Annotated in this window: 27 protein-coding genes; 10 read left to right on the plus strand and 17 right to left on the minus strand. The window is 70.0% G+C overall.

Translation table 11 applies throughout. The features are described from left to right. Positions 1-16: 16 nt before the first annotated feature. Genes QSK25_RS28520 through QSK25_RS28530 form a run of 3 tightly spaced genes read right to left on the minus strand, consistent with a single transcriptional unit; the run spans position 17 to position 2902 of the window. The gene (locus tag QSK25_RS28520; RefSeq protein ID WP_285642790.1) at positions 17-1108 is read right to left on the minus strand and encodes an XdhC family protein; all 1092 of its coding nucleotides are present in this window, start codon (positions 1106-1108) and stop codon (positions 17-19) included. Beyond that, positions 1101-2075, minus strand: a complete 975-nt coding sequence (locus tag QSK25_RS28525) for a vWA domain-containing protein (RefSeq protein ID WP_285642791.1) — start codon at positions 2073-2075, stop codon at positions 1101-1103. The genes QSK25_RS28520 and QSK25_RS28525 overlap by 8 nt, the downstream gene beginning before the upstream one ends. Further along, positions 2072-2902, minus strand: coding sequence for an AAA family ATPase (locus QSK25_RS28530; RefSeq protein ID WP_285642792.1), 831 nt, complete (start codon positions 2900-2902; stop codon positions 2072-2074). Before QSK25_RS28530 ends, QSK25_RS28525 begins: the two co-directional genes overlap by 4 nt. Positions 2903-2930: 28 nt before the next feature. Between QSK25_RS28530 and QSK25_RS28535 the strand changes: the two genes are divergently transcribed. After that, complete coding sequence (locus QSK25_RS28535) at positions 2931-3314, plus strand: VOC family protein (RefSeq protein WP_285642794.1); 384 nt, start codon at positions 2931-2933, stop codon at positions 3312-3314. Positions 3315-3397: 83 nt separating this feature from the next. After that, positions 3398-3628 (plus strand): PspC domain-containing protein, encoded by a 231-nt coding sequence (locus QSK25_RS28540; RefSeq protein ID WP_285642795.1) that lies wholly within the window; start codon positions 3398-3400, stop codon positions 3626-3628. Here QSK25_RS28540 and QSK25_RS28545 read toward each other — a convergent pair whose 3' ends face one another. From QSK25_RS28545 to QSK25_RS28565, 5 genes are all read right to left on the minus strand, one after another. After that, positions 3629-4999, minus strand: a complete 1371-nt coding sequence (locus QSK25_RS28545) for a beta-N-acetylhexosaminidase (RefSeq protein WP_285642796.1) — start codon at positions 4997-4999, stop codon at positions 3629-3631. It abuts the gene before it with no gap. Further along, entirely contained in the window at positions 4996-5829 is an 834-nt protein-coding gene (locus QSK25_RS28550; RefSeq protein WP_285642797.1) for a carbohydrate ABC transporter permease, read from the minus strand. Before QSK25_RS28550 ends, QSK25_RS28545 begins: the two co-directional genes overlap by 4 nt. Continuing rightward, the gene (locus tag QSK25_RS28555; RefSeq protein WP_285642798.1) at positions 5826-6710 is read right to left on the minus strand and encodes a carbohydrate ABC transporter permease; all 885 of its coding nucleotides are present in this window, start codon (positions 6708-6710) and stop codon (positions 5826-5828) included. Before QSK25_RS28555 ends, QSK25_RS28550 begins: the two co-directional genes overlap by 4 nt. A 2-nt stretch (positions 6711-6712) precedes the next feature. Further along, entirely contained in the window at positions 6713-7990 is a 1278-nt protein-coding gene (locus tag QSK25_RS28560) for an extracellular solute-binding protein (protein WP_285642953.1), read from the minus strand. Positions 7991-8075: 85 nt separating this feature from the next. Beyond that, positions 8076-8735, minus strand: a complete 660-nt coding sequence (locus QSK25_RS28565) for a copper homeostasis protein CutC (protein ID WP_285642799.1) — start codon at positions 8733-8735, stop codon at positions 8076-8078. A 347-nt stretch (positions 8736-9082) separates the two neighbouring features. Here QSK25_RS28565 and QSK25_RS28570 point away from each other — a divergent pair, with 347 nt between their 5' ends. Together QSK25_RS28570 and QSK25_RS28575 are read left to right on the plus strand one after the other, a co-directional pair. Continuing rightward, on the plus strand, positions 9083-9688 hold the full coding sequence (locus tag QSK25_RS28570) for an RNA polymerase sigma factor (RefSeq protein WP_285642800.1): 606 nt from the start codon (positions 9083-9085) through the stop codon (positions 9686-9688). A 5-nt stretch (positions 9689-9693) separates the two neighbouring features. Then, the gene (locus tag QSK25_RS28575; protein ID WP_382442885.1) at positions 9694-10170 is read left to right on the plus strand and encodes a carboxypeptidase regulatory-like domain-containing protein; all 477 of its coding nucleotides are present in this window, start codon (positions 9694-9696) and stop codon (positions 10168-10170) included. An 828-nt stretch (positions 10171-10998) separates the two neighbouring features. On the opposite strand, the gene groL is transcribed toward QSK25_RS28575, so the two are convergent. The 4 genes from groL to QSK25_RS28595 form a co-directional block, all read right to left on the minus strand. Continuing rightward, the gene (gene groL, locus QSK25_RS28580) at positions 10999-12618 is read right to left on the minus strand and encodes a chaperonin GroEL (protein WP_285642802.1); all 1620 of its coding nucleotides are present in this window, start codon (positions 12616-12618) and stop codon (positions 10999-11001) included. A gap of 208 nt (positions 12619-12826) precedes the next feature. Beyond that, complete coding sequence (locus tag QSK25_RS28585) at positions 12827-14059, minus strand: serine/threonine-protein kinase (RefSeq protein WP_285642803.1); 1233 nt, start codon at positions 14057-14059, stop codon at positions 12827-12829. An 82-nt stretch (positions 14060-14141) separates the two neighbouring features. After that, positions 14142-14348 carry a cold-shock protein gene (locus QSK25_RS28590; protein WP_030470913.1) on the minus strand — a complete coding sequence of 69 codons (207 nt, stop codon included), beginning with the start codon at positions 14346-14348 and terminating at the stop codon, positions 14142-14144. Positions 14349-14436: 88 nt separating this feature from the next. Next, positions 14437-15078: an AIM24 family protein gene (locus QSK25_RS28595; RefSeq protein ID WP_285642805.1), complete on the minus strand. Its 642-nt coding sequence runs from the start codon at positions 15076-15078 to the stop codon at positions 14437-14439. A gap of 72 nt (positions 15079-15150) precedes the next feature. Here QSK25_RS28595 and moeA point away from each other — a divergent pair, with 72 nt between their 5' ends. The 4 genes from moeA to pssA all read left to right on the plus strand — a co-directional run bounded on the left by moeA (position 15151) and on the right by pssA (position 19642). Next, positions 15151-16347: a molybdopterin molybdotransferase MoeA gene (gene moeA, locus QSK25_RS28600; RefSeq protein ID WP_502881900.1), complete on the plus strand. Its 1197-nt coding sequence runs from the start codon at positions 15151-15153 to the stop codon at positions 16345-16347. A 26-nt stretch (positions 16348-16373) separates the two neighbouring features. Further along, positions 16374-17774 carry a M48 family metallopeptidase gene (locus QSK25_RS28605; protein ID WP_285642809.1) on the plus strand — a complete coding sequence of 467 codons (1401 nt, stop codon included), beginning with the start codon at positions 16374-16376 and terminating at the stop codon, positions 17772-17774. 203 nt (positions 17775-17977) lie between these two features. Further along, a complete protein-coding gene (locus QSK25_RS28610; protein WP_285642811.1) occupies positions 17978-18673 on the plus strand; it encodes a phosphatidylserine decarboxylase in 696 nt (231 codons plus the stop codon). Continuing rightward, positions 18674-19642 (plus strand): CDP-diacylglycerol--serine O-phosphatidyltransferase, encoded by a 969-nt coding sequence (gene pssA, locus QSK25_RS28615; protein ID WP_285642813.1) that lies wholly within the window; start codon positions 18674-18676, stop codon positions 19640-19642. Between the two features lie 52 nt (positions 19643-19694). On the opposite strand, the gene QSK25_RS28620 is transcribed toward pssA, so the two are convergent. Both QSK25_RS28620 and QSK25_RS28625 read right to left on the minus strand, forming a co-directional pair. Continuing rightward, complete coding sequence (locus QSK25_RS28620) at positions 19695-19925, minus strand: hypothetical protein (protein WP_285642815.1); 231 nt, start codon at positions 19923-19925, stop codon at positions 19695-19697. Beyond that, positions 19922-20422 (minus strand): DUF4265 domain-containing protein, encoded by a 501-nt coding sequence (locus QSK25_RS28625; protein WP_285642817.1) that lies wholly within the window; start codon positions 20420-20422, stop codon positions 19922-19924. Before QSK25_RS28625 ends, QSK25_RS28620 begins: the two co-directional genes overlap by 4 nt. A 40-nt stretch (positions 20423-20462) precedes the next feature. Between QSK25_RS28625 and QSK25_RS28630 the strand changes: the two genes are divergently transcribed. Beyond that, on the plus strand, positions 20463-22616 hold the full coding sequence (locus QSK25_RS28630) for an AAA family ATPase (protein ID WP_285642818.1): 2154 nt from the start codon (positions 20463-20465) through the stop codon (positions 22614-22616). A gap of 33 nt (positions 22617-22649) precedes the next feature. Here QSK25_RS28630 and QSK25_RS28635 read toward each other — a convergent pair whose 3' ends face one another. Together QSK25_RS28635 and QSK25_RS28640 are read right to left on the minus strand one after the other, a co-directional pair. After that, positions 22650-23249, minus strand: a complete 600-nt coding sequence (locus tag QSK25_RS28635; RefSeq protein ID WP_285642819.1) for a LytR C-terminal domain-containing protein — start codon at positions 23247-23249, stop codon at positions 22650-22652. Then, positions 23249-23533, minus strand: coding sequence for a DUF3263 domain-containing protein (locus QSK25_RS28640; RefSeq protein ID WP_285642820.1), 285 nt, complete (start codon positions 23531-23533; stop codon positions 23249-23251). The genes QSK25_RS28635 and QSK25_RS28640 overlap by 1 nt, the downstream gene beginning before the upstream one ends. Positions 23534-23641: 108 nt before the next feature. Between QSK25_RS28640 and QSK25_RS28645 the strand changes: the two genes are divergently transcribed. Continuing rightward, entirely contained in the window at positions 23642-24217 is a 576-nt protein-coding gene (locus QSK25_RS28645; RefSeq protein ID WP_285642821.1) for a peptide deformylase, read from the plus strand. Here QSK25_RS28645 and QSK25_RS28650 read toward each other — a convergent pair. After that, positions 24214-25143 (minus strand): aldo/keto reductase, encoded by a 930-nt coding sequence (locus QSK25_RS28650; protein ID WP_285642822.1) that lies wholly within the window; start codon positions 25141-25143, stop codon positions 24214-24216. The genes QSK25_RS28645 and QSK25_RS28650 overlap by 4 nt on opposite strands. Between the last annotated feature and the right edge of the window lie 13 nt (positions 25144-25156).

Genomic DNA, 25156 nt, shown 5'->3' on the forward strand with positions numbered 1-25156 from the left:
GGGTTCAACAACCCGATCACCGATGAATCGGGACTTCCAGCCCTGTGAGTCGCTGACCGGTTCCCTTCCACCGCAAGGAAATGATCTCGGCGGCAATCGCAACTGCGGTTTCCTCCGGGGTTCGGGCGCCGAGATCGAGCCCGATCGGCGACGACAACGCCGCAAGTTCGGATTCGCTCATTCCCGTGTCCCGCAACCGGTTCAGTCGATCTTCGTGGGTCCGGCGGGATCCCATCGCGCCGACGTAGCCCACTTTCAGTCGCAATGCGACTTCGAGGAGTGGCACGTCGAACTTCGGGTCATGGGTCAGCACCGCGATGACGGTGCGTTCGTCGAGCTTGGACGCTTCGGCCTGGAGGTACTTGTGCGGCCAGGCGACGACGACCTCGTCGGCCTCCGGGAAACGGCTGCGTGTCGCGAACACGGGCCGTGCGTCGCACACCGTCACGCGGTACCCGAGGAACGCACCGAGCCGCGCCATCGCGGCGGCGAAGTCGATCGCTCCGAACACGAGCATGCGCGGCGGCGGTTCGAAGGAGTTCACGAAGACGCTCATGCCCTCGCCGCGCCGCTGACCGTCCGGTCCGTACTGGAGCACGCCGCTGCGGCCGGACGCGAGCATGCCGCGCGCGTCGTCGGTGACGGCGTCGTCGATGCGGGACGAGCCGAGCGTGCCGTCCCGGCGGTCCGGCCAGATGACCATGCGGCGGCCGATGCCGCCGGGGTGTTCGATGACGGTCGCGACGGCCACCGGTTCCTCGGCGCGGACGGTCTCCACGACCTCGGCGAGCTGCGGGAACGACTCCGCGTTGATCTTCTCGACGTAGATGTCGATGATCCCACCGCAGGTCAGCCCCACCGCGAACGCGTCGTCGTCGCTCACGCCGTACCGCTGCAGGACGGGTTCGGAGGTCTCCTGCGCGAGGTCGTAGACGGCCCCCTCGACGCAGCCGCCGGACACGCTGCCGACCGCCTCGCCGTCCTGGGTCACGAGCATCGCGGCGCCGGGTGGCCGCGGCGCGGAACTGAAGGTCGCGACCACCGTGCCGACGCCGACCGTCTCGCCGTTCGCCACCCGTCCGGCCAGGTCGTAGAGGACATCACGCACGGCGCACCTCCTTCAGCAGTTCTTCGAGCGCGTGCACGCTGTGGCCCGCGATCATGGTGTCGACGTGCGGGAGGGCCGCCAGCACCCCGGTCTGCACCGGACGGTAGCCGGGCTTGCCGGCGTGCGGGTTGGCCCAGATGACCTTGTGGCTCACCCGCCTCAGCCGCGCCATCTCGGTGGCGAGCAACGTCGGGTCGCCCCGCTCCCAGCCGTCGGTGAACAGCACGACGACCGCGCCGCGTTGTCTCCATTGCTGGTTGAACCTGCGCAGCGAGTCGCCGAGCCGGGTGCCGCCCTCGTAGTCGGGGATGGCCCTGCCCGCGGCCTTCAGCGCCCGTTCCGGGTCCCGTTCGCGCAGCTGGCGGGTCACGCGGGTGAGCCGGGTGCCGATCGTGCGGACCTCCACCGGCATGGCCCTCGACACCACGTGCGCGAACCGCAGCAGGGCGTCGGAGTAGGCGGCCATCGAGCCGGAGACGTCGATCAGCAGCACCAGCCTGCGGGCTTTGGTGCCGCGCCTGCGGTGTCTCGGGAGGGCGATCTCGCCGCCGGTCTCGATCATCGCGCGGACGGTCCTGGCCAGGTCGAGGCGGCCGCGGCGTGCCCTGCGGAGCCTGCGGGAACGCCGGCGCGGCGGGAGCGGGTGCAGGCGGGCGATCAGCGGCGCGGCGTTGAACTCCGAGATGTCCTTGTGCTGCAACACCTCCACGTCGGACGCGGCCACCCCGACGGTCACCGCGTCGAGTTCGGCCGTCGCGCGCGGACGGGGCGGGGTGCCGCCGAAGTACGCCCGGTAGACGGCGTCGTAGCGCGGCAGGTCGTCGGGGTCGGCGCAGAGGGTGAGGCGCCCGGCCCAGTAGAGGTCGACGTGTTCGGTGGCCTTCAGGAACGCCTGGACGCGGTCGGGCCCGCACGGCAGCCCGGCGCCCTTGAGGACGCTGGTGAACCCGACGCAGGCTTCCGTCATCCCAAGATCGTGCTCCCGGCGACGCGTTCCGCGTCCTCCCGGTACTTCAGGACCGCGCCGAGCGTGTCGGCGTCCGGCTCGCTGCGCCCCAGCGCCCGCAACGCGCGCGCCCAGTCCAGCGACTCCGCGACGCCCGGCGGTTTGAGCAGGTCCAGGCCCCGCATCCGGTGCACGGCCTCGGCGACCTTGCGCGCCAGCCGTTCGTCCAGGCCGGGCAGGGTGCGGCGGAGGATGGCGACCTCGCGTTCGAGGTCCGGGTGCTCCAGCCAGTGGTAGAGGCAGCGGCGCTTCAACGCGTCGTGCACCTCGCGGGTGCGGTTCGAGGTCAGCACGGTCAGCGGGGGCGTGGTCGCCCTGATCTCGCCGAACTCGGGGATGCTGACGGCGTTCTCGGACAGGACCTCCAGCAGGAACGCCTCGAACTCGTCGTCGGCCCGGTCGATCTCGTCGACGAGCAGCACGCACGGGGCGTTCTCCAGCGCCTGGAGCAACGGGCGGGCCAGCAGGAACCGTCGCGTGTAGAGGGACGCCTCGTCGACCTCGCCGCGGGTTTCGAGCACGCGCAGGTGCATGAGCTGGCGCGGGTAGTCCCAGTCGTACAACGCCTGGGTGGCGTCGATGCCCTCGTGGCACTGGAGCCGGATCAGCGGGACGTCCATCGCCTTGGCGAGCGCCAGCGCGAGTGAGGTCTTGCCGGTGCCGGGCTCGCCTTCGAGGAACAGCGGGCGTCCCATCGCGACCGCCAGGAACGCCGCCGTGGCGACGCCGCCGTCCGGCAGGTACCCCGCGCGGTCGAGGGCTGCGCTGAGTTCCTCAGGGGACTCCATCGGCTCAGGGTACGACTACGGTGGGCGAATGGGGTCGATCAAGAAAGTCCAGATCACGTTCGACTGCGCGGAACCCGTGCGCGTCGCGGAGTTCTGGAGCCAGGTGCTCGGGTACGGCGCGCCGCAGGACAGCGACGGCTCGTGGTCCGCGGTCGCCGATCCGACGGGCGAGGGTCCGCGGTTCTTCTTCCAGCGCGTTCCCGAGTCGAAGGTCGTCAAGAACCGCGTCCACGTCTGCGTGCGGGCGGGCACCGGGCTCGTGGGTGCCGAACGGCTCGCCACGCTGCAGGCCGAGCGGGCACGACTGGAGGCGATCGGCGCGACCCTCGTGCGCGTGATGGAGGCCGACGAGGAGAACGAGTCCTGCATCGTCATGCAGGACGTCGAGGGCAACGAGTTCTGCCTGGACTGAGTGCGACCCCGGGGTCGCGGATCAGGGTCGGGTTCGGGGTGGTTCCCGATGTGCGGTGCGTGTGAAAACGCGATTCTGGGTACATGACGAACAACGTTCTCAACGACGCAACGGCCCAGGTCAAGAAGCTCCGCAGGAGTCGCAACGACAAGATGATCGCCGGCGTCTGCGGCGGTGTCGCCAAGATGGTCGGCGTGGACGCGGCGATCCTGCGGATCATCCTCGTGGCGGCGACGCTGCTCGGGTTCGGCACCGGAGCGGTCCTCTACGTCGCCGCCTGGCTCCTCATGCCCGAGGAAGACGCTGCGATGTGATCACCGTGGAAAACCGGGAACACCGGGTAGTCGCTGCCAGGGGTGGGGACCGGCGAGGGGTCGGTACTCCACCCCCAGGGCGTCGAGCCTGGGCAGGTGGTGTTCGCGCAGCCGCGTGACGAACGCCGGGTCCTTCTCCGCCGGGGACCACACGACCTCGGCGAACGCGGCCAGCCTCGGGAACGCCGCGTAGTCCAGGCGCCGGGGCGAGTCGAGGTGCTCGCTCCAGATGTTCGCCTGCGCGCCCAGCAGCCGTCCGGGTTCCTCACCCGTCAGGCCCGCGGGCACCGGGTCCCACGCGTAGACGTCCTCCAGCGTCGTCACCGTGCCGACCGGGATCGGTTCGTCCGGCCCGTCCGACTGGCGGTAGTCCAGGTAGACGTGCTGCTCGGGGCACATGACGACGTCGTGGCCCGCGCCGAGCGCCGTGACACCACCCTCGACCCCGCGCCACGACGCGACGACCGTGCCGTGCGGCAGCGGACGCGCGTCGAGGACCTCGTCCCACCCGTACGGCCTGCGTCCCTTGCTGACGATGTGCTCGGCGATGGCGCGCACCAGGACGCCGTCCTCGTGACCGGGTGCCTCGTCCCCGCCGAGACCGATGACCTCCGCCGGGAAGACGTCCATCAGCTCGTCGAACACGTTCCGGTAGAAGTCCACTGTGGACTCGTTCGTGTTGAGCACGCGTTCGTTGACGCCCCAGTCGGTCCAGACTCCCCCGCCGTGCAGCCCGAGTTCCGGGTAGGCCGCGATCGCCGCCTGGGAGTGGCCGGGGATGTCGATCTCCGGGATCACCGTGATGTACCGGGACCTCGCGAACTCGACGATCTCGCGCAGGTCGTCCTGGGTGTAGAAACCGCCGTGCGGACGGCCTTCCATCCCGCCGGAGCGCCGGTCGCCGAACCGCGAGTCCTCCCGCCACGACCCGACCTCGGTGAGCTTCGGGTAGCGCCTGCACTCGAAGCGCCAGCCCTGGTCGTCGGTGAGGTGCAGGTGCAGGACGTTGAGCTTGTGCGCGGACATCAGCTCGACGTAGCGCAGCACCTCCCGCTTGGGCAGGAAGTGCCGCGCGACGTCCAGCATCACGCCGCGCCACTCGAACCGCGGGTAGTCCACGACCTCGCACGCCGGGATGACCGACGGCTTGTCGCCCGCCGCCCGGAACGCCTGCGCGCCGAGGAGTTGCCGCAGGGTCTGCAACGCGTTCATCTCGCCGGCCGAGTCGCTCGCCTCGATCAGCACGCCCTCGTCGGACGAGACGAGCCGGTAGCCGCCGGGTGGCGCCTCGGCCACGACGGTCTGCCAGCCCTTGTACTCACAGAGCCTTCCACCGTCCACATAGGAAACGGGGCGGGGCAGCAGGTTCATCCCTTCACCGCCCCCGCGAGGCCGGACACGAGACGACGCTGCACGAGCACGAAGAAGATCAGCACGGGGATGGTCATCAGGGTGGAGCCCGCCATGATCGCGCCCCAATCGTTCTGGTCGGGTTTGACGAACACCTGGAGAGCCAGCGGCAGGGTCTGGTTCTCCACGGCCGAGATGATGAACGTCTTGGCGAACAGGAAGTCGTTCCAGGCGTGGATGAACGACAGCACGCTCGTGGCCACCAGGCCGGGCGCCACGAGCGGGAACAGCACCTGCCACAGGAACCTCAACCGCGAGGCGCCGTCCAGGGTGGCGGCCTCCTCCAGTTCCACCGGCACCGCGGCGACGAAGCCCCGCAGCATCCAGATCGCGAACGGCAGGCTGAAGGCCAGGTGCACCAGCACGAGCGAGCCGAGGTGGTTCAGGCCGAACACCGGCACCGAGTCACCCACGGACCGCATCAGGAAGAACAGCGGCACGGTCAACGCCTCGACCGGCACCATCTGCACGACCAGCAGCATGATCAGCAGCGTCGTGCGGCTGCGGAACCGGAAGCGGGTCAGCGCGGTCGCCGCGAGGAACGAGATCAGGATGCTCAGGGCGACCACGATCAACGCGACGATGATGCTGTTCATGAAGTAGCGCCCGAAGTTCGCGACGGTCAGCGCCCGCGTGAAGCTGTCGAGCGTCGGCCGCGTCGTCCACGGCACCGGGTCGGCCGAGATGATCTCGTCCTCCGGCTTGAACGCGGACAGCACCATCCAGAACAGCGGGAACGCCACCACCGCGGCGATGATGAGGACGAAGCCCTCGGTCAGCCAGCGCCTCACAGGACCTCCCCCGACTTCTTGAGCGCACGCAGGTAGAACATCGTGATTCCCAGCAGCAGCACGGTCATCACGACACCGATGGCCGCGCCCAGGCCGTACTCCGACGCCGCGAACGCCTGCTGGTAGGCGTAGACGTTGAGCACGAGGTTGCGCCCGGCGATGCCGCCGCCGTTCGTCATCACGTAGATCTGCGTGAAGACCTTGAAGTCCCAGATGATCGACTGGATCGTCACCACGAGGATGATCGGCTTGAGCAACGGGAGCGTGACGCTCCACGCCGTGCGGAACGCCGACGCGCCGTCCAGCGCGGCGGCCTCCAGCACCTCGCCCGGGATCGCCTTGATGCCCGCGAAGAGCGTCACCATGACGAACGGGAACGAGCACCAGATCACCTGTGCGGCGACGAGTCCGAACGCCGTCCACTTGTCGAACGTCCAGGAGAAGCCCTGGATGCCCAGGACCTCGTTCACGAACCCGAAGTTCGCGTCGAACAGGAAGAGCCAGATCGTCGAGCCGGCGACGGCGGGCGTGGACCACGCGCCGAGCGCCGCCAGGAACAACGTCATGCGCACCCACGTGCGGACGCGGGTGGCGAGGATTGCGAGAGACGCGCCCACAAGCAACGTGCCGACCACGCAGACCGCCGCGAACGCGACGGTCTGCCCGAACACCGTCCAGAACTGCTGGTCTCCCAGCAGCTTCTGGTAGTTCCCGAGACCGAGGAACTCGAGCGGCGCGCCGCCGCTGACCTGTTCCTGGCCGTAGTCGTAGAGCGAGATGAGCACCAGCTGGTAGATCGGGTAGGCCAGCAGCCCCCCGAGGACCAGCAGCGCTGGAGCCAGGTAGGCGAACGCGGTCCGCCCCTGGCCTTTGGCGGTCATGCTCACGACGTGAAGGCCGCGTTCATCGTCTTGGCGGCGTCGGCGGTGGCCGTGTCGACGTTCTTCGCGCCGGTGACGATCTCCTGGATCATCGTCGGCACCACGGTCTGCGCCTCGATCTTCGCCCACGCCGGCGTGACGGGGACGAACTTCGTGCCGGACTGCAGGGTCTTCGTGAACGGCTCCAGGAACTTGTCCGCGTCCGAGACCTGCTTCTGCACGTCGGTGAACGTCGGCAGGTTGCCCATCGCCGTGTACATCTTCTGCTGGTACTTCTTCGACGCGAGCAGCTGCGTGAACTCGTTGGCGAGCGTCTTGCGCTGCGTGCCCTTCATGACGCCGAGCAGGTTGCCGCCGGCGAACGCGGGCGCGACCGAACCCTTGTCCTTGCCGGGCAGCGGCACCACGGCGTACTTGCCGGCGGCTGAGGACGCGTCGACGGACTTGCGGTTGAAGTCGCCGCCGATGGTCATCGCGGCCTTGCCGGCCCGGAACGCCTCGACGCTCGCGTCGCCGCCGTTGCCCGCGCAGGCGGCGGGCGGGCAGATGTCGTCCTTGATCAGCTCGGTGTACTTGGCGACACCGGCCTTCGCCTCGGGGCTGTCGATCGTGGCGGTGAACTTGCCGCCGTCGGACTTCGCGAGGTCGCCGCCCTGCGCCCAGATGTACGGGAGCGCGGCGAAGAGGTACTTGCCGCCGGCCGAGATGCCGATCATGTCCGGCTTCTTCTGCCTGATCTCGCGGGCCGTCGTCGCGATCTCGTCCAACGTCGCCGGCGGCTTGAGGCCGAGCTCGTTGAACACGTCCGTGCGGTAGTACAACGCGCGCACGCCCACGAACCACGGCACGCCGTACGTCTTGCCGTCGACCTTGGCCGTGTCGAGGATCGTCGGGACCAGGTCCTTCGACTCCTCCCACTTGCCCAGGTCGAGCTCGGAGAAGCCGCCTGCGGAGACGTAGCCCGCGAGGTCGGTGTTGCCGAACTCGGCGACGTCCGGGGCGCTCTTCGGGTCGCTGAACGCGGCCTTGAAGCGCTCGGCCCGGCTGGACACCTGGATGTACTGCACGTCGACGGTGACGCCGCTGTGCTTGCCCTGGAACTCGGAGATCGCCTCCTTGACCACGGCCTCCTTGGGGCCGCGGTTGACCTCGTCGAACAGCCACACCCGCAGCTGTCCCGTCTGCTCGTCCGTACCCGTGCTGGTCGGTCCCGACTGCACCGGTGCGCAGGCGACCACCGCGCCCACGCCCAGCACCGCCGCAAGTGTCTTCAGCCGCATCGTCGTCGCGCCCTTCACGTTGCGTATGTTGCAACAGCTATTTCACAGGAAGCAACGTGACTGTAGAACGCGATTAGGCAAGGGTCTAGACCAGACGATTGACCCATTCCCGAACTGATGCGGAATCGACGGCGGAGTCCCATCCACCAGGCCTGACCGCGCTACCAACGTGAAACCCGTTCACGCCCGCTGCCAGCAGTTCCGGGACGTGGTGCTGCTGAAGACCGCCGCCGACGAGCAGCGCGGGCGGTCCCTGGGTGACGAGCTTCTTCAGGTTCTCGATTCCGTCCTTCACACCGGTCCTGGCGCCCGCGGCGAGCACCGTGTCGCAGCCGAGGGTCTGCACGGTCGCCCACGAGCGGAAGACGTCGTTGGAGTTGTCGAGCGCACGGTGGAACGTCCAGGCACACCCTTCCAACTCCGCGAGGAGGTTGAGGGTGACGCCCTCGTCGATCTCGTTCTCCGCGTCGAGGAAGCCGAGGACGAACTCGGTCGCGCCCGCCTCCCTCAGTTCCCAGGCCTGGCGACGGAGGTGCTTGAGGTTGCCGGGCGCGAAGCCCTGGGCGTCCCGGAGCATCACGCGGACGGGGATGTCGACGGCGTTCTTGACCTCTTTGAAGGTGGCGGTCGACGGCGTGAGGCCGTCGCTCGCCATGTCGGCGACCAGTTCGAGCCGGTCGGCGCCCCCGGCCTGGGCGGCCTCGGCGTCCTTCGCGGTCAGTGCGATCACTTCGAGAATCGGCATGGTCTAGACCATAACGTGTGCTTTCGTGAATCGGGAGCCTTCGCGGCCGTTGCCGCGTCAGAGGGCTGTATCTGATCGCCTGAGTTCCGCTCTTGTTCAGTAGAGCGCTTTGTTCAGGCGTGGAGCGAGTGCCGGCCGGTTCGAGGGGTGCCGGTCGGCGCGAGCTCCCACCACTGGCGGCCCGTGACTCGGAGGGGGAATCACGGGCCGCTGGCGTGCTCGGAGGAAGATGAGGGTCACCTTGGCGGTGATACTGCTCCAATCGAGTGAATTTTGTATCTACCGCCCAGTTAGCCCTTCATGAGTTGGCGGACGGCGCTGACAGGGCGGCCGATCGGAGGTGCCACATGGACGAGCTGCACACGGCGGATGACCGTCCGCCGTGGGACGGGCTTGAAGGCACCGAACGACACGCGATGTGCGTGGCGGCCGCACGAGAGGGCAACCGCAACGCACTGGACGTGCTCGTGACGGAGCTGACCCCGCTGCTGTGGCACGTGGCGCGAGGGCAGGGCCTCGACCGCGCCGCCGCGGAGGACGTCGTGCAGACGGTCTGGCTCGCGTTCCTCAAGAACATCGAGAACATCAACGAGCCGAAAGCCCTGGTCGGCTACCTGGTCGTCACGACGAGGCGTGAAGCACGCCGAACTTGGACACCTAATAAGCGTGAAACGCACCTCTCGGACGAGTACGCCGAGCAGCTGGAGTCCGACACCGGCCTGCCGGAGGACGTCACGCTGCAGGACGACCGCGACCGCCGCCTGTGGCTCGCGTTCGGCCGCCTGACCACGAGGTGCCAGGAACTGCTCCGACTCACCGTGCTCGCGGGCCGCGCGGAGTACCGGGCAGTGGCCGAGGCCCTCGCCATGCCCCACGGCAGCATCGGTCCGACCAGGGGACGGTGTTTGACACTGCTGCGCAACTACCTGGAGACGGAAGGAGGATCGCGGTGAACGAGATCGACCCGCGCGACGACCGCAGGGGCCCCGAGGACACCGCAGTCCTCTCCGAACTGAACAGGCTCGTCGACGAACTGGACCCGCCGCCCGCCGACCTGGTGGACCGCGTGAAGTTCGCGATCGCTTTGGAGTCCCTGGACGTCGAGGTGGCGCGGTGGGAACGTGCCGGATCGTTCGCCGGCGTGCGGGGCGGGCAGACCGGCACCATCACGTTCACCGTGGACAACCTGACCCTGATGGTCAACTTCACGTCGACCGGGTCACGGCACCGGATCGACGGGTGGTTGGTGCCGGCCGGGGAGCACGAGGTGGAGGTCCGGGTGGCCGATCACCAGTCCTCCTGCACTCGGGCTGATGACGGTGGGCGGTTTGTTCTTCCCGATGTTCCCACCGGGACCACGCAAATCCTGGTGCATTTGGTGAATTCTCGTGGGGAGCCTGGGCGGACCGTTGTCACGCCCACGATCATGCTTTGAGGTTTTGCTGGGGTTCTGGGGTTCCGGTCGCCTTCGTACTGGTGGTCGCGTTGGGGTGCAAAGACTTTGGACGGGCGTGGTTTCGTCATCGCCGCTGCGCGACGATGGGGATTGGGGCTTGACTTCGGGGCCCTTGCGAGGCGCTGGTCGGACCGGAAAAGGCCGGGCTGAAAAGCGCCCGGCCGAGCCACGAGTGGTAGCACCTCGCACCCGAAGTCAAGCACCAATCCCTTCGGGTGCGTGGCTGGGTTTCGTTGGCACGTCACCGATACCGGCTATTCGGAGCTGAGAGCTAGGGACGGCTCGCCTTCGGCATTGCGGTTGGCGGGCGGTGTGGTGAGGCAAGAGCTCTGACGCCTCGCCTGCGGCATTGCCGTTGGGTCTTGGGTGGCTTGGCTGCGCCATCGCGATGCTTACGACTCGTTGCCGCCCGGCCCCATAACCGCGCCCCACGGCCCCGGCATCGCGGCCTACTCCCGCCGTCCGCAGCCAGCCTTCTGCCTCCCGTAGCCCGCCTCCCGCAACTCCCCTCGGCCCTCCGGCCCCGCAACCCGCCTCCCACAGCCCGGAACTCCCCTCGGGCCCCTCAGCCTTCAGCTCTCCACCCCCTCTGCCCTCCAGCCCCCTCTACCCTCCAGCCCCCTCAACTCTCAAGCTCGCCTTCAGCCCGTCTTGCCTGCCCGCCGGTGTGCGCTGGCACCACCGGCGGCTGTCGTGCTCACCTCGGCCGCGACAGCGAGCGCGATTGCGGGGCCGGAAAAGCCGGAAGGCCCGGCTCGCGGAGCGAGTCGGGCCTTCCTGGGTGGTGCGGTGGTGCTGCGGGTGGACTCAGAAGTCCATGCCGCCGGCGTCCGGCGCGGCCGGGGCCGCGTTCTTCTCCGGCTTGTCCGCGACGACGGCTTCCGTCGTCAGGAACAGCGCGGCGATGGACGCGGCGTTCTGCAGCGCCGAGCGGGTGACCTTGGCCGGGTCGATGATGCCCGCGGCGACCAGGTCCTTGTACTCGCCGGTGGCGGCGTCGAGGCCCTCGCCGGCGGGGAGGGACTTGACGCGCTCGACCACGACGCCGCCTTCGAGGCCGGCGTTGACCGCGATCTGCTTGAGGGGCGCCTCGACGGCGACCTTCACGATGTTGGCACCGGTGGCCTCGTCGCCCGTGAGCTTCAGGCCCGCGAAGGCAGCCTCGGCGGCCTGCAGCAGCGCGACGCCACCACCCGCGACGATGCCCTCTTCGACGGCGGCCTTCGCGTTGCGAACGGCGTCCTCGATGCGGTGCTTGCGCTCCTTGAGCTCGACCTCGGTGGCCGCGCCCGCCTTGATGACGGCGACGCCGCCGGCGAGCTTGGCGAGGCGCTCCTGGAGCTTCTCGCGGTCGTAGTCGGAGTCCGACTTCTCGATCTCGGCGCGGATCTGGTTGACGCGACCCTGGATCTGGTCGGCGTCGCCCGAGCCCTCGACGATGGTCGTCTCGTCCTTGGTGACGACGACCTTGCGGGCCTTGCCCAGCAGCGAGATGTCGGCGTTCTCCAGCTTCAGGCCGACGTCCTCGGTGATGACCTGGCCACCGGTGAGGGTGGCGATGTCCTGGAGGATGGCCTTGCGGCGGTCACCGAAGCCGGGCGCCTTGACGGCGACGGACTTGAAGGTGCCGCGGATCTTGTTCACGACCAGGGTCGCGAGGGCCTCACCCTCGACGTCCTCGGAGATGATCAGCAGCGGCTTGCCGCCCTGCATGACCTTCTCGAGGAGCGGGAGCAGGTCCTTGACCGTGGAGATCTTGGAGCCGAACAGCAGGATGTACGGGTCCTCGAGGACCGCTTCCTGACGCTCGGGGTCGGTCACGAAGTAACCGGAGATGTAGCCCTTGTCGAAGCGCATGCCTTCGGTGAGCTCGAGCTCGAGACCGAGGGTGTTGCTCTCCTCGACGGTGATGACGCCTTCCTTGCCGACCTTGTCCATCGCCTCGGCGATGAGCTCGCCGATCGTGGGGTCAGCGGCGGAGATGGACGCGGTAGCAGCGATCTGCTCCTTCGTCTCGATCTCCTTGGCGGCCTTCAGCAGCTGCTCGGCGACGGCCTCGACGGCCTGCTCGATGCCGCGCTTGAGGCCGAGCGGGTTGGCGCCCGCGGCGACGTTGCGCAGACCCTCGCGGACGAGCGCCTGGGCGAGCACGGTGGCGGTGGTGGTGCCGTCACCCGCGACGTCGTCGGTCTTCTTCGCAACTTCCTTGACGAGCTCGGCCCCGATCTTCTCCCACGGGTCCTCGAGCTCGATCTCCTTCGCGATGGAGACGCCGTCGTTCGTGATCGTCGGCGCACCCCACTTCTTCTCAAGAACGACGTTGCGGCCCTTCGGGCCGAGCGTCACCTTGACGGCGTCGGCGAGGGTGTTCATACCCCGCTCGAGACCGCGGCGGGCGTCCTCGTCGAACGCGATCATCTTGGCCATTGCGGTGTGTTCCTCCGCCTTTGTGGATTCTGGGCCACTGTGAGCCGGCAGAGCCCACAGCGGAACACGATGCGAGTGGCAAGGGTCGGTGCCCGCGACGGACGACCCCCGGAGAGGGGCCTCACCTTCCTAGCCTCACTTCTTGGCACTCGATGGAGCCGAGTGCTAGTTCGTGTTTAGCACTCGGGCACGACGAGTGCAAGCGAACTCAGCGTGAGGTGCGGACCGGCACAGAGGTCGGGAGGGGCTTGTTCGAGGTCGGGTCGTCCCCGATGTGCAGGGACGGGGCGGAGCTCGTCTTGGGCTGACGTGCGGGCTCGTCACCAGGCGAGAGGATCACCACCACGATGATGATCACCACGATCGCCACCGCGGCCGCCACGACCGGCGCGAACCAGGCCGGGCGCTCCTTCTTGGCCGACGACGTGAAAGCGCTCACGCCCACCTGGTTCGGCGGGCGCAGCCGGACCGGGTCCTGCAACGGCTGCTGGTACCCGCCGCCCTGGTACGGCCCCTGCTGCTGCGCGGGCACCGGCCCGGACACCGGCGAGCCCTGAGCGGGGAACGAGCCGGACTGCGGCCCGGCTTGAGCGGGAGCCGAGCCCTGCGCGACCCCGGCGAGGGCGACGCGCGCGGCGGCGATCAGCTCGGCGCAGTTCGCGTACCGCTGCGCCGGGTCCTTCGAGGTGCCCTTGCGGATCACGTCGTCGATGGCCGGCGGCAACGCCACGAGCTGCGACAACGCCGGCACGGCACTGCCGAGGTGCCCGGCGATGACCTCCTGCACGCCGCCCTGGAACGGCGGGCGCCCGGACAGGCAGGCGAAGAGCATGCACGCGAGCGCGTACTGGTCGGTGCGGCCGTCGACGGGCTCACCGCGCAGGTGTTCCGGCGCCGCGTAGGTCGGCGAACCGAGGAAATCACCCGTTCGGGTGCGGTGGCCGGTGGCGCCGCGGCGGGTCAGGCCGAAGTCGGCGACGTAGACGTGCTCGCGCACGCCCTCCTTCTCGGTCACCAGCACGTTCGCCGGCTTCACGTCGAGGTGCACGAGGCCCTTGCCGTGCAGCATGTCGAGCGCTTCGGCGACCTGGCCGAGCAGCGTCAACGTGCGCGCGGGCGTGAGCGGGCCCGACTTGATGTGCCCGGCCAGGTCCTGGCCGTCCACCAGCCGCATCGCGATGTAGAGCAGGCCGTCGACCTCGTCGAAGTCGTACAGCGGCACGATGTTGGCGTGGTCGATCGCGGAGGTGTTGCGCGCCTCGTCGACGAACCGCTCGCGGAACTCCGCGTCGGGCGCGAGGTGCTCACCGATGACCTTGAGCGCGACTTTCCGGCCCAGCCTCACGTCCGTGGCCCGATACGTCACGCTCATGCCACCGCGGCCGAGCACTCCGTCGATCCGGTAATGCGCGATTCGCCGTCCGCTCAGGTCCTCCGACACGCGAGGCAGCCTAACGTCCGCCGAGATCGGCTTGCTCCGGGTTCACCGAAGCCGTGATCAGAGCGACGTCCAACCGACTCGGTCAGCCCGCCCGGCGCACGTCCGACGCCTGGCTGCGCCCGTCCCGCCCGGCCTGCACCTCGAACTCCACCCGGTCGCCCTCTGAGAGCGTCCGGAAGCCTTCCATCTGGATCGCCGAGTAGTGCACGAACACGTCGGGCCCGCCATCGGTTGCGATGAAGCCGTATCCCTTTTCGGAGTTGAACCACTTGACGGTACCGAGAGCCAAGACGTCCTCCTTCAGATCACGCATCTCACGCAAAGCGCAGAACGCAACGCTAAAAGAAGAAAACTCACTCGGATACCTCCTTACGGAGTCATGAACGGGGGCTGACTCCGTTGGCGCGCAACCAGGTGGTGAGTCTGCGAGGCCCGCGCGTCTGCGTGAGCACGGCACCGGGACCTGCGAAGTCGAACACCAGGCCCTCACCCGTCTGAATGGATTGCACGCCATCGGGTACCGACGGCCGCAGCCGGCATTGCAGCGTGTCCGCGAACGCGACGACGTGATCGCTGCTGATGGTCACCGCTTCGCCGGCCTCCAGCGTCACGAGGTCGAGCGCGCCGCAACAGGCGAGGACGACGACGCCCTGGCCGTGCGCGTAGTTCATGAACCCCTCGGCGCCGCCGAAGATGGCCTGCATGGGCGGCGCGTCCGGGTTCATCGCGACGGTGCTGCTCTGGGCGATCCAGCTGTGCCGGGCGAGACACCAGCCGTGCGAGCCGTCGAGCTCGACCTGGTGCAGGTCGCCGGGCAGCACGGGGGCCGCGTCGAGCCAGCCTCCCTCGGCCCCGGCGGTGGCCAGCGCGACGGCCACGGAGCCCGCGCCCTTCACCTCGACCGCGAGTCCGTAGCTCGTGGCCGCGATCGTCAGCGGGTCGACCAGCACCGCCTCACCGGGCGCGAGGACGAGTCTCGCCACGCCGAACGTCGGTGTGTGCCTGGTCCGGACCTGCACGAACAACACCTCCGGTGAGGATTGCGGGCAATGCGGCGCTCGCGAACGGCGCGACGTTGGCAGTATGCAGTCGTGTCCCCCACCTCTGTCGCCGAACACCGCCAGCGCGTCGCCGGGCTCGTCGGGCTGATGCCCGTGCTGAACCTGCCGCTCGAGGAGTGCCTCGGGCTGGTGCTCGCCGCCGACGTGATCGCGCCGCTCGACCTGCCGCCGTTCGACAACTCCGCGATGGACGGGTACGCGGTCCGCGCCGCCGACCTGAACCCCGACGATCCGACCCGGTTCGCCGTCACCGACGACATCCCGGCCGGCCGGACCGAACTGACGCCGCTGGTCCCCGGCACCGTGCAGCGGATCATGACCGGTGCCCCGGTCCCGCCCGGCGCCGACGCCGTCGTCCAGGTCGAGTGGACCGACGGCGGCACCGAGACCGTCACGATCAACCGGCCCGTCGAGCCCGGCCAGAACATCCGGGTCGGCGGTGACGACGTGCGGAAGGGCGATCCGGTGCTGGTCGCGGGCACGGTGCTGCGCCCGTCCACGCTCGGTCTCGCCTCGGCGCTGGGTCTGCCCGAACTGCCCGTCCGCCGCCGCCCGCGCGTGCTGGTCCTGTCGACGGGCTCCGAACTGGTCGAGCCGGGTCAGCCGCTGCTACCGGGCCAGATCTACGAGTCGAACGGCATGATGCTCGCGTCCTCCGTGCGCGACGCGGGCTGCGAGGCGATCCAGCTGCGGTTCGTGCCGGACGACGTGGAGGCGTTCCACGCCGCACTCAAGCCGTACGTCGGCGCGGTGGACGCGATCATCACGTCCGGCGGGGTCAGCGCGGGCGCGTACGAGGTGGTCAAGGACGCCCTGGCGAGCCACGACGTGCAGTTCACGAAGGTCGCGATGCAGCCCGGCGGGCCGCAGGGTTCCGGCCGCTACGAGGGCGTCGCGGTGCTGTCGCTGCCGGGCAACCCGGTGAGCGCGCAGGTGTCGTTCGAGGTGTTCGTGCGTCCGGCGCTGATGGCGGCCATGGGGCACACGGATCCGGAACGCCGCACGGCGCGTGCGCGCATCACGACGGGGCTGACGTCGCCCGCGGGCAAGACGCAGTTCCGGCGCGGGCTGCACGACCCGGCGTCCGGCGAGGTCGTGACGCCCGTCGGCGGGCCGGGTTCGCACCTGCTGTCGGCGCTCGCGCTGTCGAACTGCCTGATCGAGGTGCCCGAGGACGTCACCGAGCTGGCGGCGGGCTCCGAGGTCACCGTGCGCTACCTGCAGTAGTTCCGAGCGTTCTGGGGGAACTGGTCATGAGAGCGGTGCTCGCGCTGGCGTTGCTGGCGGGGTTCTTCGTGCTCGCGCTGGGGTTGCTCGCCACCCTGGGCGCGCTGGCGTACACGCAGTTCGAGCAGGGCGAGGTCGTCACCGGCGGCGCGCTGGCCCTGATGGCGCTCGCGCTGGGCGGGCCCCCGCTGGTGGCGATGGGCATCGCGCTCTGGGTGACGCCGCGGCCGGACGGCGTCCCGCTGACCCGCGCGGACCACCCCGAGCTGTGGCGGCACGTCGACGAGCTGGCGCGGATCGCGGGCACCCCCGGTCCCGACGACATCCGGCTGATCAGCGAGCCGAACGCGAGCGTGTGGGAGCACGGCGGGGCGCGGTACATGTCGCTCGGCCTGCCGTTCGTGGCCGGGATGAGCATCGGTGAGCTGCGGTCGGTGCTCGCGCACGAGCTCGGCCACTACAGCGGCGGGCACACCAAGCTCTCCGCCCTCACCTACCGCGCGACGCTCACCCTCCGGCTCACGACCGAGCGGTTCGACACGACCGGCGTCCTCTACGCGTGGGCCCGGCTGTACGCGCTGGTGGCCGCGCCGGAGAGCCGCAAGCACGAGCTGTTCGCCGACGAGGTCGCGGTCGCGGCGGCCGGGCGGGAGGCGGCGGCGCGGGCGATGCTGCGGATCGGGCCGGTCACCGAGGCCTGGAGCGACTACCTGACCTGGTACGTCTCGCTCGCGGCGCACGCGGGCCGCACCCCGCCGCTGGTCGAGGGCTTCCGCTCCTACCTCGACCACCCGCGGCGCGTGCACCAGCTGCGCGAGCTGGAGCCGTTGATGGCCGAGCTGGAGCCGACGTCGGTGTTCGACAGCCACCCGCCGGTCCGCGAGCGGGTAGCGGCGATGAGGTCGGCGTCGCCGGTGGCGGAGGCCGTCGACGAACGGCCTGCGCACGCGTTGCTGGCCGGCACGCAGGTCGCGGAGCTGGTCGGGGTGTCCGGGCCGCCGATCACCTGGGCCGAGCTCGCTCCGCTGGCCGGGCCCGCGCTGGTGCGCTGGAAGGCGGACGCCCTGCGGCACGCCGGCCGGGTCGGCAAGATCGGCGACACCCTGCCCGACGTGCTGCGGGCGTTGGAACAGGCGCGGCTGCACGACCTCACCGGACGGCCCGTGGACGGCTCGCTGTCGTCCGGGCAGGTGCACGAGGCGGCCGTCGAGGCCGTGACGGAACTCCTCGGCTGCATGGTGGCTGACCAGCTCGTGACGGCTAACCGCGCGACGCTGGAACTCAACTGGGGCGGGCTGTTCGTGCTGCGCACGGCCGACGGAGCTGCGATCTACCCGGACGACCTGGTCGAGCCCGCCGTCCGTGACGCTAACCGGGTCGCCGAACTGCGGGCGAGATTGCGGTCCCTCGGAGTGGACGGACTGTGACGGAACGCTCACCGAGCGACGTTGTTAACTCCATGTGACGGGGATTACACTGCCCGCAGGTGCCGGTCGGCCCGTGCATTCGTCGGGGGATGCACGGGCCTACCGGCCGCTTGTCTTTCCGGCAGTCCTGATGGGCGGTTCGGGCCGTTGCCGTAGCGTGATGACGCCCGACACTCCCCCAACCTACGGAACCCACAGACACGATGAGCAGCGAGAAGCCCGTCTCCCACTTCCTCGAACTCGCGCGCGGCATGGTGCCGCCGATGCACCCGGCTGGGCGCCCGTTCGTCGCCGCCGCGGCGATCGCGACCCTCCTCGTCCGGCTGCGCTTCAAGCGCCTGGGCGTCGTCCTCGCGCTGGTCACGGCGTGGGTGGCGTGGTTCTTCCGCGAGCCGAAGCGCGTGACGCCGACCCGTCCGAACCTCGCCGTGGCCCCGGCCGACGGCACCGTCTCGCACGTGGTCGACGCCGTCCCGCCCGCCGAGCTCGGCCTCGGCTCGCAGCCGATGACGCGCGTCAGCGTGTTCCTCTCCGTCTTCGACGTGCACGTGCAGCGCGTGCCCGCGGACGGCGAGGTCGTCCAGGTCTCGTACCACCCCGGCAAGTTCCTCTCGGCCGACCTCGACAAGGCCTCCGAGGAGAACGAGCGCAACACCGTGTGGCTGCGCACCGTCGACGGCCACGACCTCGTCGTCGTGCAGATCGCCGGTCTCGTCGCCCGCCGCATCGTGTGCGAGGTCGCCGAGGGCGAGAAGGTCACCGCCGGTCAGACCTACGGCCTGATCCGCTTCGGTTCGCGCGTCGACCTCTACGTCCCGCGCGGCAGCCGCGTCCTGGTCGAGGCCGGCCAGCGCACCATCGGCGGCGAGACCGTTCTCGCCGAACTCCCGGAGGCGTAAGTGGCACCCAGCGGGCCCGGCGTTCGCCTGCTGCCGAACGCGATCACGGTCCTGGCCATGTGCTCGGGCCTGTCCGCAGTGCACTTCGCGAACGTCGGCATGTGGGGCGCGGCCATCGCGTCGATCGCGGCGGCCGCCGTGTTCGACGGCCTCGACGGCCGCATCGCCCGCCTGCTGGACGCGACGTCGAAGATGGGCGCGGAGCTCGACTCGCTGGCCGACGCCATCTCGTTCGGCGTGGCACCGGCGTTGGCGATCTACCTCTGGAAGTTCGAGGGCAACCGCGCGGGCTGGGTCATCGCGCTGATCTTCGCGGTCTGCATGGTCGTCCGCCTCGCCCGCTTCAACACGTTGCTGGAGAAGGAACAGCCGCCGTTCGCGAAGGAGTTCTTCGTGGGCGTCCCGGCGCCCGCCGGTGGTCTGTTGCTGCTGCTGCCCCTGATCATCGAGGAGCAGGTGCGTTCCGACGGCTGGTGGAACAACTCCTACGTCGTGGCCGCGTGGACCGTGCTGGTCGCGCTGCTGCTGGTCTCCCGCATCCCGACGCTGTCGGTGAAGACGGTGAAGGTGCCGCCGCGCGCGGTGGCCCCCCTGCTCGTCGTCGTGGGTCTGGCGGCGGCCGGGATCATCACCTACCCGTTGGTCGCCTTGATCATCGCGATGGTCGTGTACCTGGCCCACCTGCCCTATTCGGTGCGGCGGTACCTGTGGCTGTCGAAGCACCCGGAGGCGTGGACCGTCACCGGTGCGGACCGCCGCGCGATCAAGCGGGCGCACGGGGTGGCGGCTCGTCGTCTCGGGTTGCGGCAGCCGTTGCGCGGCCGGGTGGCCGGTGCGGCCATGCGTGCCGTTCGCCGGCCCCGGCGGGATGGTTCCGCCGCGATCGCGGCGGAGAACGCCGAGATCTCCGGGAACGGCCGCCGTCGTTCGTGGCGGCAGCTGGGCCTGCGGCGCCAGCCGAAGCGCTAGGACGTTGTGCGAACGGCCCCGGACACCTCGCGTGTCCGGGGCCGTTCGCCGTTCAGGCCAGCCGCTGCCGGGCGTGGGCGATCATCGCCAGCAGCACGGACTCCTCGACCTCGCCGTCCACGCTGATGTGGAGGGCCCAGGAGGGGTCGTCGTCCTTCCTGCTGACCGCCACGAACGGACCGTCGTCCGCGATGAACTCGATGCTCTCGCTGTCGTCCATGATGTTGCTCATCGAGGTCACGCGGAACTCGACGCCGCCGAAGGACAGCACCCGCCCGGTCATGCCGGCCGGCCGCGGTGCAGGGCCGAGATCGCGCCCTCCTCGAACCCGACGACCCCGGCCTGCTCCGACAGCCACGCCCGCAGCTCCGCGTAGTCGGTGGTGGGCGGGACGTTGACGGAGATCAGGTTCGGGAACTCGCTCAGGGTGCCGATGTCGCACCCGGCGTCGCGCAGCCGGTCCTCGACCGCCTCCCTGCCGTCGTCGCCGCGGAGGAAGACCAAGCGGACCGTCGAGTGGTCGGACTCGGCCACGACGCCGTCGAAGACGAACTCCCGGCGCTCGTGGTCGGGCCTGATCCTGATCCGGTCGCCGAACGCGATGCCGCGCACGAAGAACGGCGTGTTCAGCAGCCGCAGCTCGGCCTTGCCCGACTTCTCGCCCCACAGACGTTCCGACCCGACCGGGGGCCAGCCCTCGTCGTCCTGGTCCAGCTCGAAGACAACCTTGGTCATCGGGTTGCCGTCCGGCGAAACAGGAATCTCCCCAGGATCACTCACGTCCGCATTCTAAGAAGGCGGAGCAACTAGAGTCGGCGGCGTGATCACGCTGACGGCTCGCCTGTCCCCGTCCGCACTGGACACCCGCCGCGGTGTCGTCCGCCTCCACCCCGAGGTGCTCGACGCCTTGGGGTTGCGGGCCTGGGACGCCGTGAAGCTGACCGGCGCCCGCGTGAGTGCCGCGCTGGCCGCCGCCGGTGAGCAGCCGCCGGGGGTGGTGCTGGTGGACGACGTCACGCTCACGAACCTCGGCGTGGTCGAGGGTGCGGAGATCGTGGTGGCGCCGGTGCAGGTGGCGGGCGCGCGGTCGATCACCGTGGCCGGGTCCCGGCTGGCCACCACCGCGTTGACGCCCGAGCACGTGCGGATGGCGTTGACCGGGAAGGTCATCACCGTGGGCGACAACGTGTCGTTGTTGCCGCAGGACCTCGCGCCGCCGCCCGGTGCGAACGTGTCCGAGACGCGGCGGAAGCTGTCCAACGCCATCGGGATGACGTGGACGAACGAGCTGATCACCATCACCTCGACCGATCCGGCCGGGCCGGTGGCGGTGCAGCCGTCGAGCGTCGTGGGGTGGCGGTCCGCCTCGGCTCCCGCCGCCGAGGTGACGCCGGTGGTGGTGCAGGAGAAGCACGAGGCGTTGCCGGTGGCGGACCTGGTCGGGCAGCGCGAGCAGGCCCGGCGGCTGACGGAGTGGCTGGAGCTGATGTTCCGGCAGCCCGAGCTGCTGACGAAGCTGGGCGCGTCGGCTCGCCTCGCCGCCATGGTCAGCGGGCCGGAGGGCGTGGGCAAGGCGACGCTGGTGCGCGCGGTGGCGCGGTCGGTGGACGCCTCGGTGGTGGAGCTGGCGGCGCCGAGCATCGCGGTGCTGGAGCCGGGCGCGATGGCCAAGCAGCTCGGGGACGCGATCGCGAGCGTTCCGGAGAAGCCCACGGTGCTGCTGCTCACGGACGTCGACGCGCTGCTGCCCACTGCCCCGCCGCCGGTGGCGACGGTGGTGCTGGACATCCTGCGCACGGCGATCTCCCGCCCCAACCTGGCGCTGGTGGTCACGTCGGCGCGCGCCGAGTCGGTGGACGCCCGGCTGCGGGCACCTGACCTGGTGGACCGCGAGCTGGCCCTCCCCCTGCCCGACGCGTCCGGGCGGACGGAGCTCCTCCGGGTGCTGCTCAGGGACGTGCCGCTGGAGTCCGATGTGGACTTCGGTGAGGTGGCGGCGCGCACGCCCGGGTTCGTGGCGGCCGACCTGTGCGCGTTGCGCCGGGAAGCCGCGGTCCGGGCCGCGTTGCGGCAGCGCGAGGTGGCGGAGCCCCGGGTCGGGCAGGAGGACCTGCTGGCGGCGCTCGGAACGGTGCGGCCGATCTCCATGTCGGCGTCGGACACCGTCCAAACCGGAGGGTTGACGCTCGAGGACGTCGGCGACATGAAGGAGGTCAAGCAGGCCCTCACCGAGGCTGCCCTCTGGCCCCTGCGCTACCCGGACTCCTTCGCCCGGCTGGGCGTGGAACCCCCGCGCGGCCTGCTCCTCTACGGACCGCCCGGCTGCGGCAAGACGTTCCTCGTGCGGGCGTTGGCGGGTTCGGGGCAGCTGAACGTGCTGACGGTCAAGGGTGCCGAGCTGATGGACAAGTTCGTCGGCGAGTCGGAACGGGCCGTGCGCGAGCTCTTCCGGCGAGCCGCGGACGCCGCGCCCGCGCTGGTCTTCCTGGACGAGGTGGACGCGCTGGCGCCGCGGCGCGGACAGTCGTCCGACTCCGGGGTGGCCGACCGGGTCGTGGCCGCGCTGCTCACCGAACTGGACGGCGTGGAGCCGTTGCGGGACGTCGTGGTGATCGCGGCGACCAACCGGCCCGAGCTGATCGACCCGGCGTTGCTGCGGCCCGGCCGGTTGGAGCGGATCATCTACGTGCCGCCGCCCGACGCGGAGGCGCGCACGGAGATCCTGAAGGCCTCGTCGCGGAACACACCGCTGGCCGGGGACGTCGATCTCGCGGCACTCGCCGGTGAGCTGGACATGTACTCGGCGGCGGACTGCGCTGCGCTCATCCGCGAGGCGGCGCTGACGGCCATGCGGGAGTCGCTGGACGCGGCCGAGGTGACGCAGGCGCACCTGGCGAAGGCGCGGGACGTGGTGCGGCCGTCGCTCGACCCGGTGCAGCTGGCCGGGCTGGCGGCCTACGCGCAGAACCGCTGAGCGTGGGGGCGGCGCGGCCGCCCCCACCAGCCATTACTTGTTCTTGGCCGGACCCTGGTAGTCGTTGGTGACGATCAGGATGATTCCCGCCGCCGCCGACTGGATGCCGTCGAACCGGGGCTCGACGCGCGCCCGCAACGCCGCGGCGAGCTCCTTCGCGGAGGCCTCCTCCTCGGTGCCGGGGCGGAAGTAGACCGTCGTGGTCGGGATGGTGCCGCCCGAGTAGTTGCCGGTCTCCGCGACCGTCCAGCCGTTGCCGCGGACCTCGTCGGACGCCTTGGACGCGAGGCCGGTGATCGTCGAGTTGTTGTAGACCCGGACCGGGGCCTTGGTCGCCCCCGGCTGCGTGACCGGTGGAGGCGGTGTCGTGGTCGCCGGAACGGTCGGCGAGGCCGTCGTGGTCGCGGGCGGCGCGGACGACGGTGTGGAGGCGGGCGGCTGCTCGGAGACGACCGTGGTGGTCTGCGCGGGCGGCGCGGTGGACGTGCCCTCGGCGGCCGGCGGGGTGTCCTCGGAACCCCCGCCGAACAGCGAGATGACACCGATCACCAGCGCGACGGCGGCGACACCGAGCAGGGCGAAGCCTGCTGCCTTGGCGGGACGGGACGGGCTTGCGGACTCGGGGGAGGTCATCAGTCCTCGGTGCTCCTGGCGCGTGCGCGTACGCGAACCCTCTGACGGCCTGTCCGGACGCCTCGCAACCGCTTGATCAGCATCGGATCGGCGGCCAGGGCGGCTTCGGATTCCACGAGCGCGTTGAGCAGCTGGTAGTAGCGGGTCGCTGACATGTCGAACAGTTCCCTGATGGCCTGTTCCTTGGATCCCGAGTACTTCCACCACTGGCGCTCGAACGCGAGCATGGTGCGTTCGCGGCTGGTCAGGCCGTCAGCGGAGGCGAGCGTCTCGGTGTGATCCATCTGGCTCCCCACGGTCGCCACACCATCTCAGGTGCGGGCAATTCAATCACGTGATCGTTCCAACCTACCGCGCGACACCGACAGTTTTGGACCGCTTATGGTCTGACCATGGCCGTCCACCGCATCCGCATCGCAGGCGACCCCGTGCTCCACCACCCGACGCGCGAGGTCACCGAGTTCGACACCGAGCTGAAGACCCTCGCCGACGACATGTTCGAGACGATGGCAGCCGCTCGCGGAGTCGGGCTCGCGGCCAACCAGATCGGCATCGACCTGCGGGTTTTCGTCTACGACTGCCCCGATGACGAGGGCGTCCAGCACCGCGGCGCGATCTGCAACCCCGTGCTCGAGACCGACGGGATCCCGGAGACCATGCCGGACCCGGACGACGACTTCGAGGGCTGCCTGAGCGTGCCCGGCGAGGCGTACCCGACCGGACGCGCCCGGTGGGCGAAGGTGACCGGCCAGGACCTCGACGGTCAGCCGTTCGAGGTCGAGGGCACCGGCTTCTTCGCGCGCTGCCTGCAGCACGAGACCGACCACCTCAACGGCTTCCTCTACATCGACCGCCTCGTCGGCCGGTACAAGAAGGAGTCGAAGCGGATGCTGCGCGACAACGAGTGGGGCGTGCCGGGCAACTCCTGGGACCCGGCCGACCCCGCGAACTTCGAGGACGAGGACTAACGCAGCGCGGCCTCGATCTGGCCCAGCTCCTCCTCGCTCAACGCACCGAACGCCAGCGCACCCGCGTTCTCCTCGACCTGGGCCACCGTCCGGACGCCCGGAATCGGCACCAGGCGGGGAGAACGCGCCCAGAACCACGCCAGCGCGCCCTGCACCAGCGTCCGCCCGCCCGACGTGAGCACGTCGCGCACGGCCTCCCGCGCCTTGAAGTAGTCCGGCGTCGGCCTGCCGTTCTCGAAGAACAGCAGCCACGCCGGGTCCGACGCGCGCACGTCGTCGGCCGGGATGTCGAACTCGTCCCGCGCCAGCAGCCCCATCGCGAGCGGACGGCGGCACAGCACCGCGTACTCCCCCGCGTACATCTCGGGGTTGTCGAACAGCACGTTGATGTCCGCCTGAGCGGCGATCCCGTGCTCCCCCTCGCAGAAGAACCGCGCTCGTTGCGGGTCGTCGGTGCTCCAGCCGTACGCGCGGATCTTGCCCGCTGCGACCAGCGCCTCGCACTCGTCGCGCAGCACGGCCGCCTGGTCGAGCCCGAGGTCGCCGAGGTGCAGCTGGTACAGGTCGATGTAGTCGGTACCCAGTCGCCGCAACGACCCCTCGACGGCGCGGCGCAGGTACTCGACGGTTCCGTCGTACCCGGTCAGCTCGCGCTTCGCCGGGTCGAACTCGTCACCCCACTTGGTCGCGATCACGACCTCGTCCCGCACGTCCGCAAACGCTTGCCCCACCAGCGTCTCGGCGTGCCCGCAGCCGTAGACGTCCGCGGTGTCGATCAGGCGAACCCCCAGGTCGTAGGCCCTCCTCAACGCCCTCAGCGACTCGCCGTCGTCCGCGGGACCCCAGCCGACCGGCTGCCCCTGGTAGGTGAACGGGCCACCCATGGCCCACGTGCCGAACCCCAGCTTCCCCAGTTCCACCGTCATGGGTCCACCGAAC

The sequence above is a fragment of the Lentzea sp. NBRC 102530 genome, from assembly GCF_030269365.1.
Lineage (GTDB): Bacteria > Actinomycetota > Actinomycetes > Mycobacteriales > Pseudonocardiaceae > Lentzea.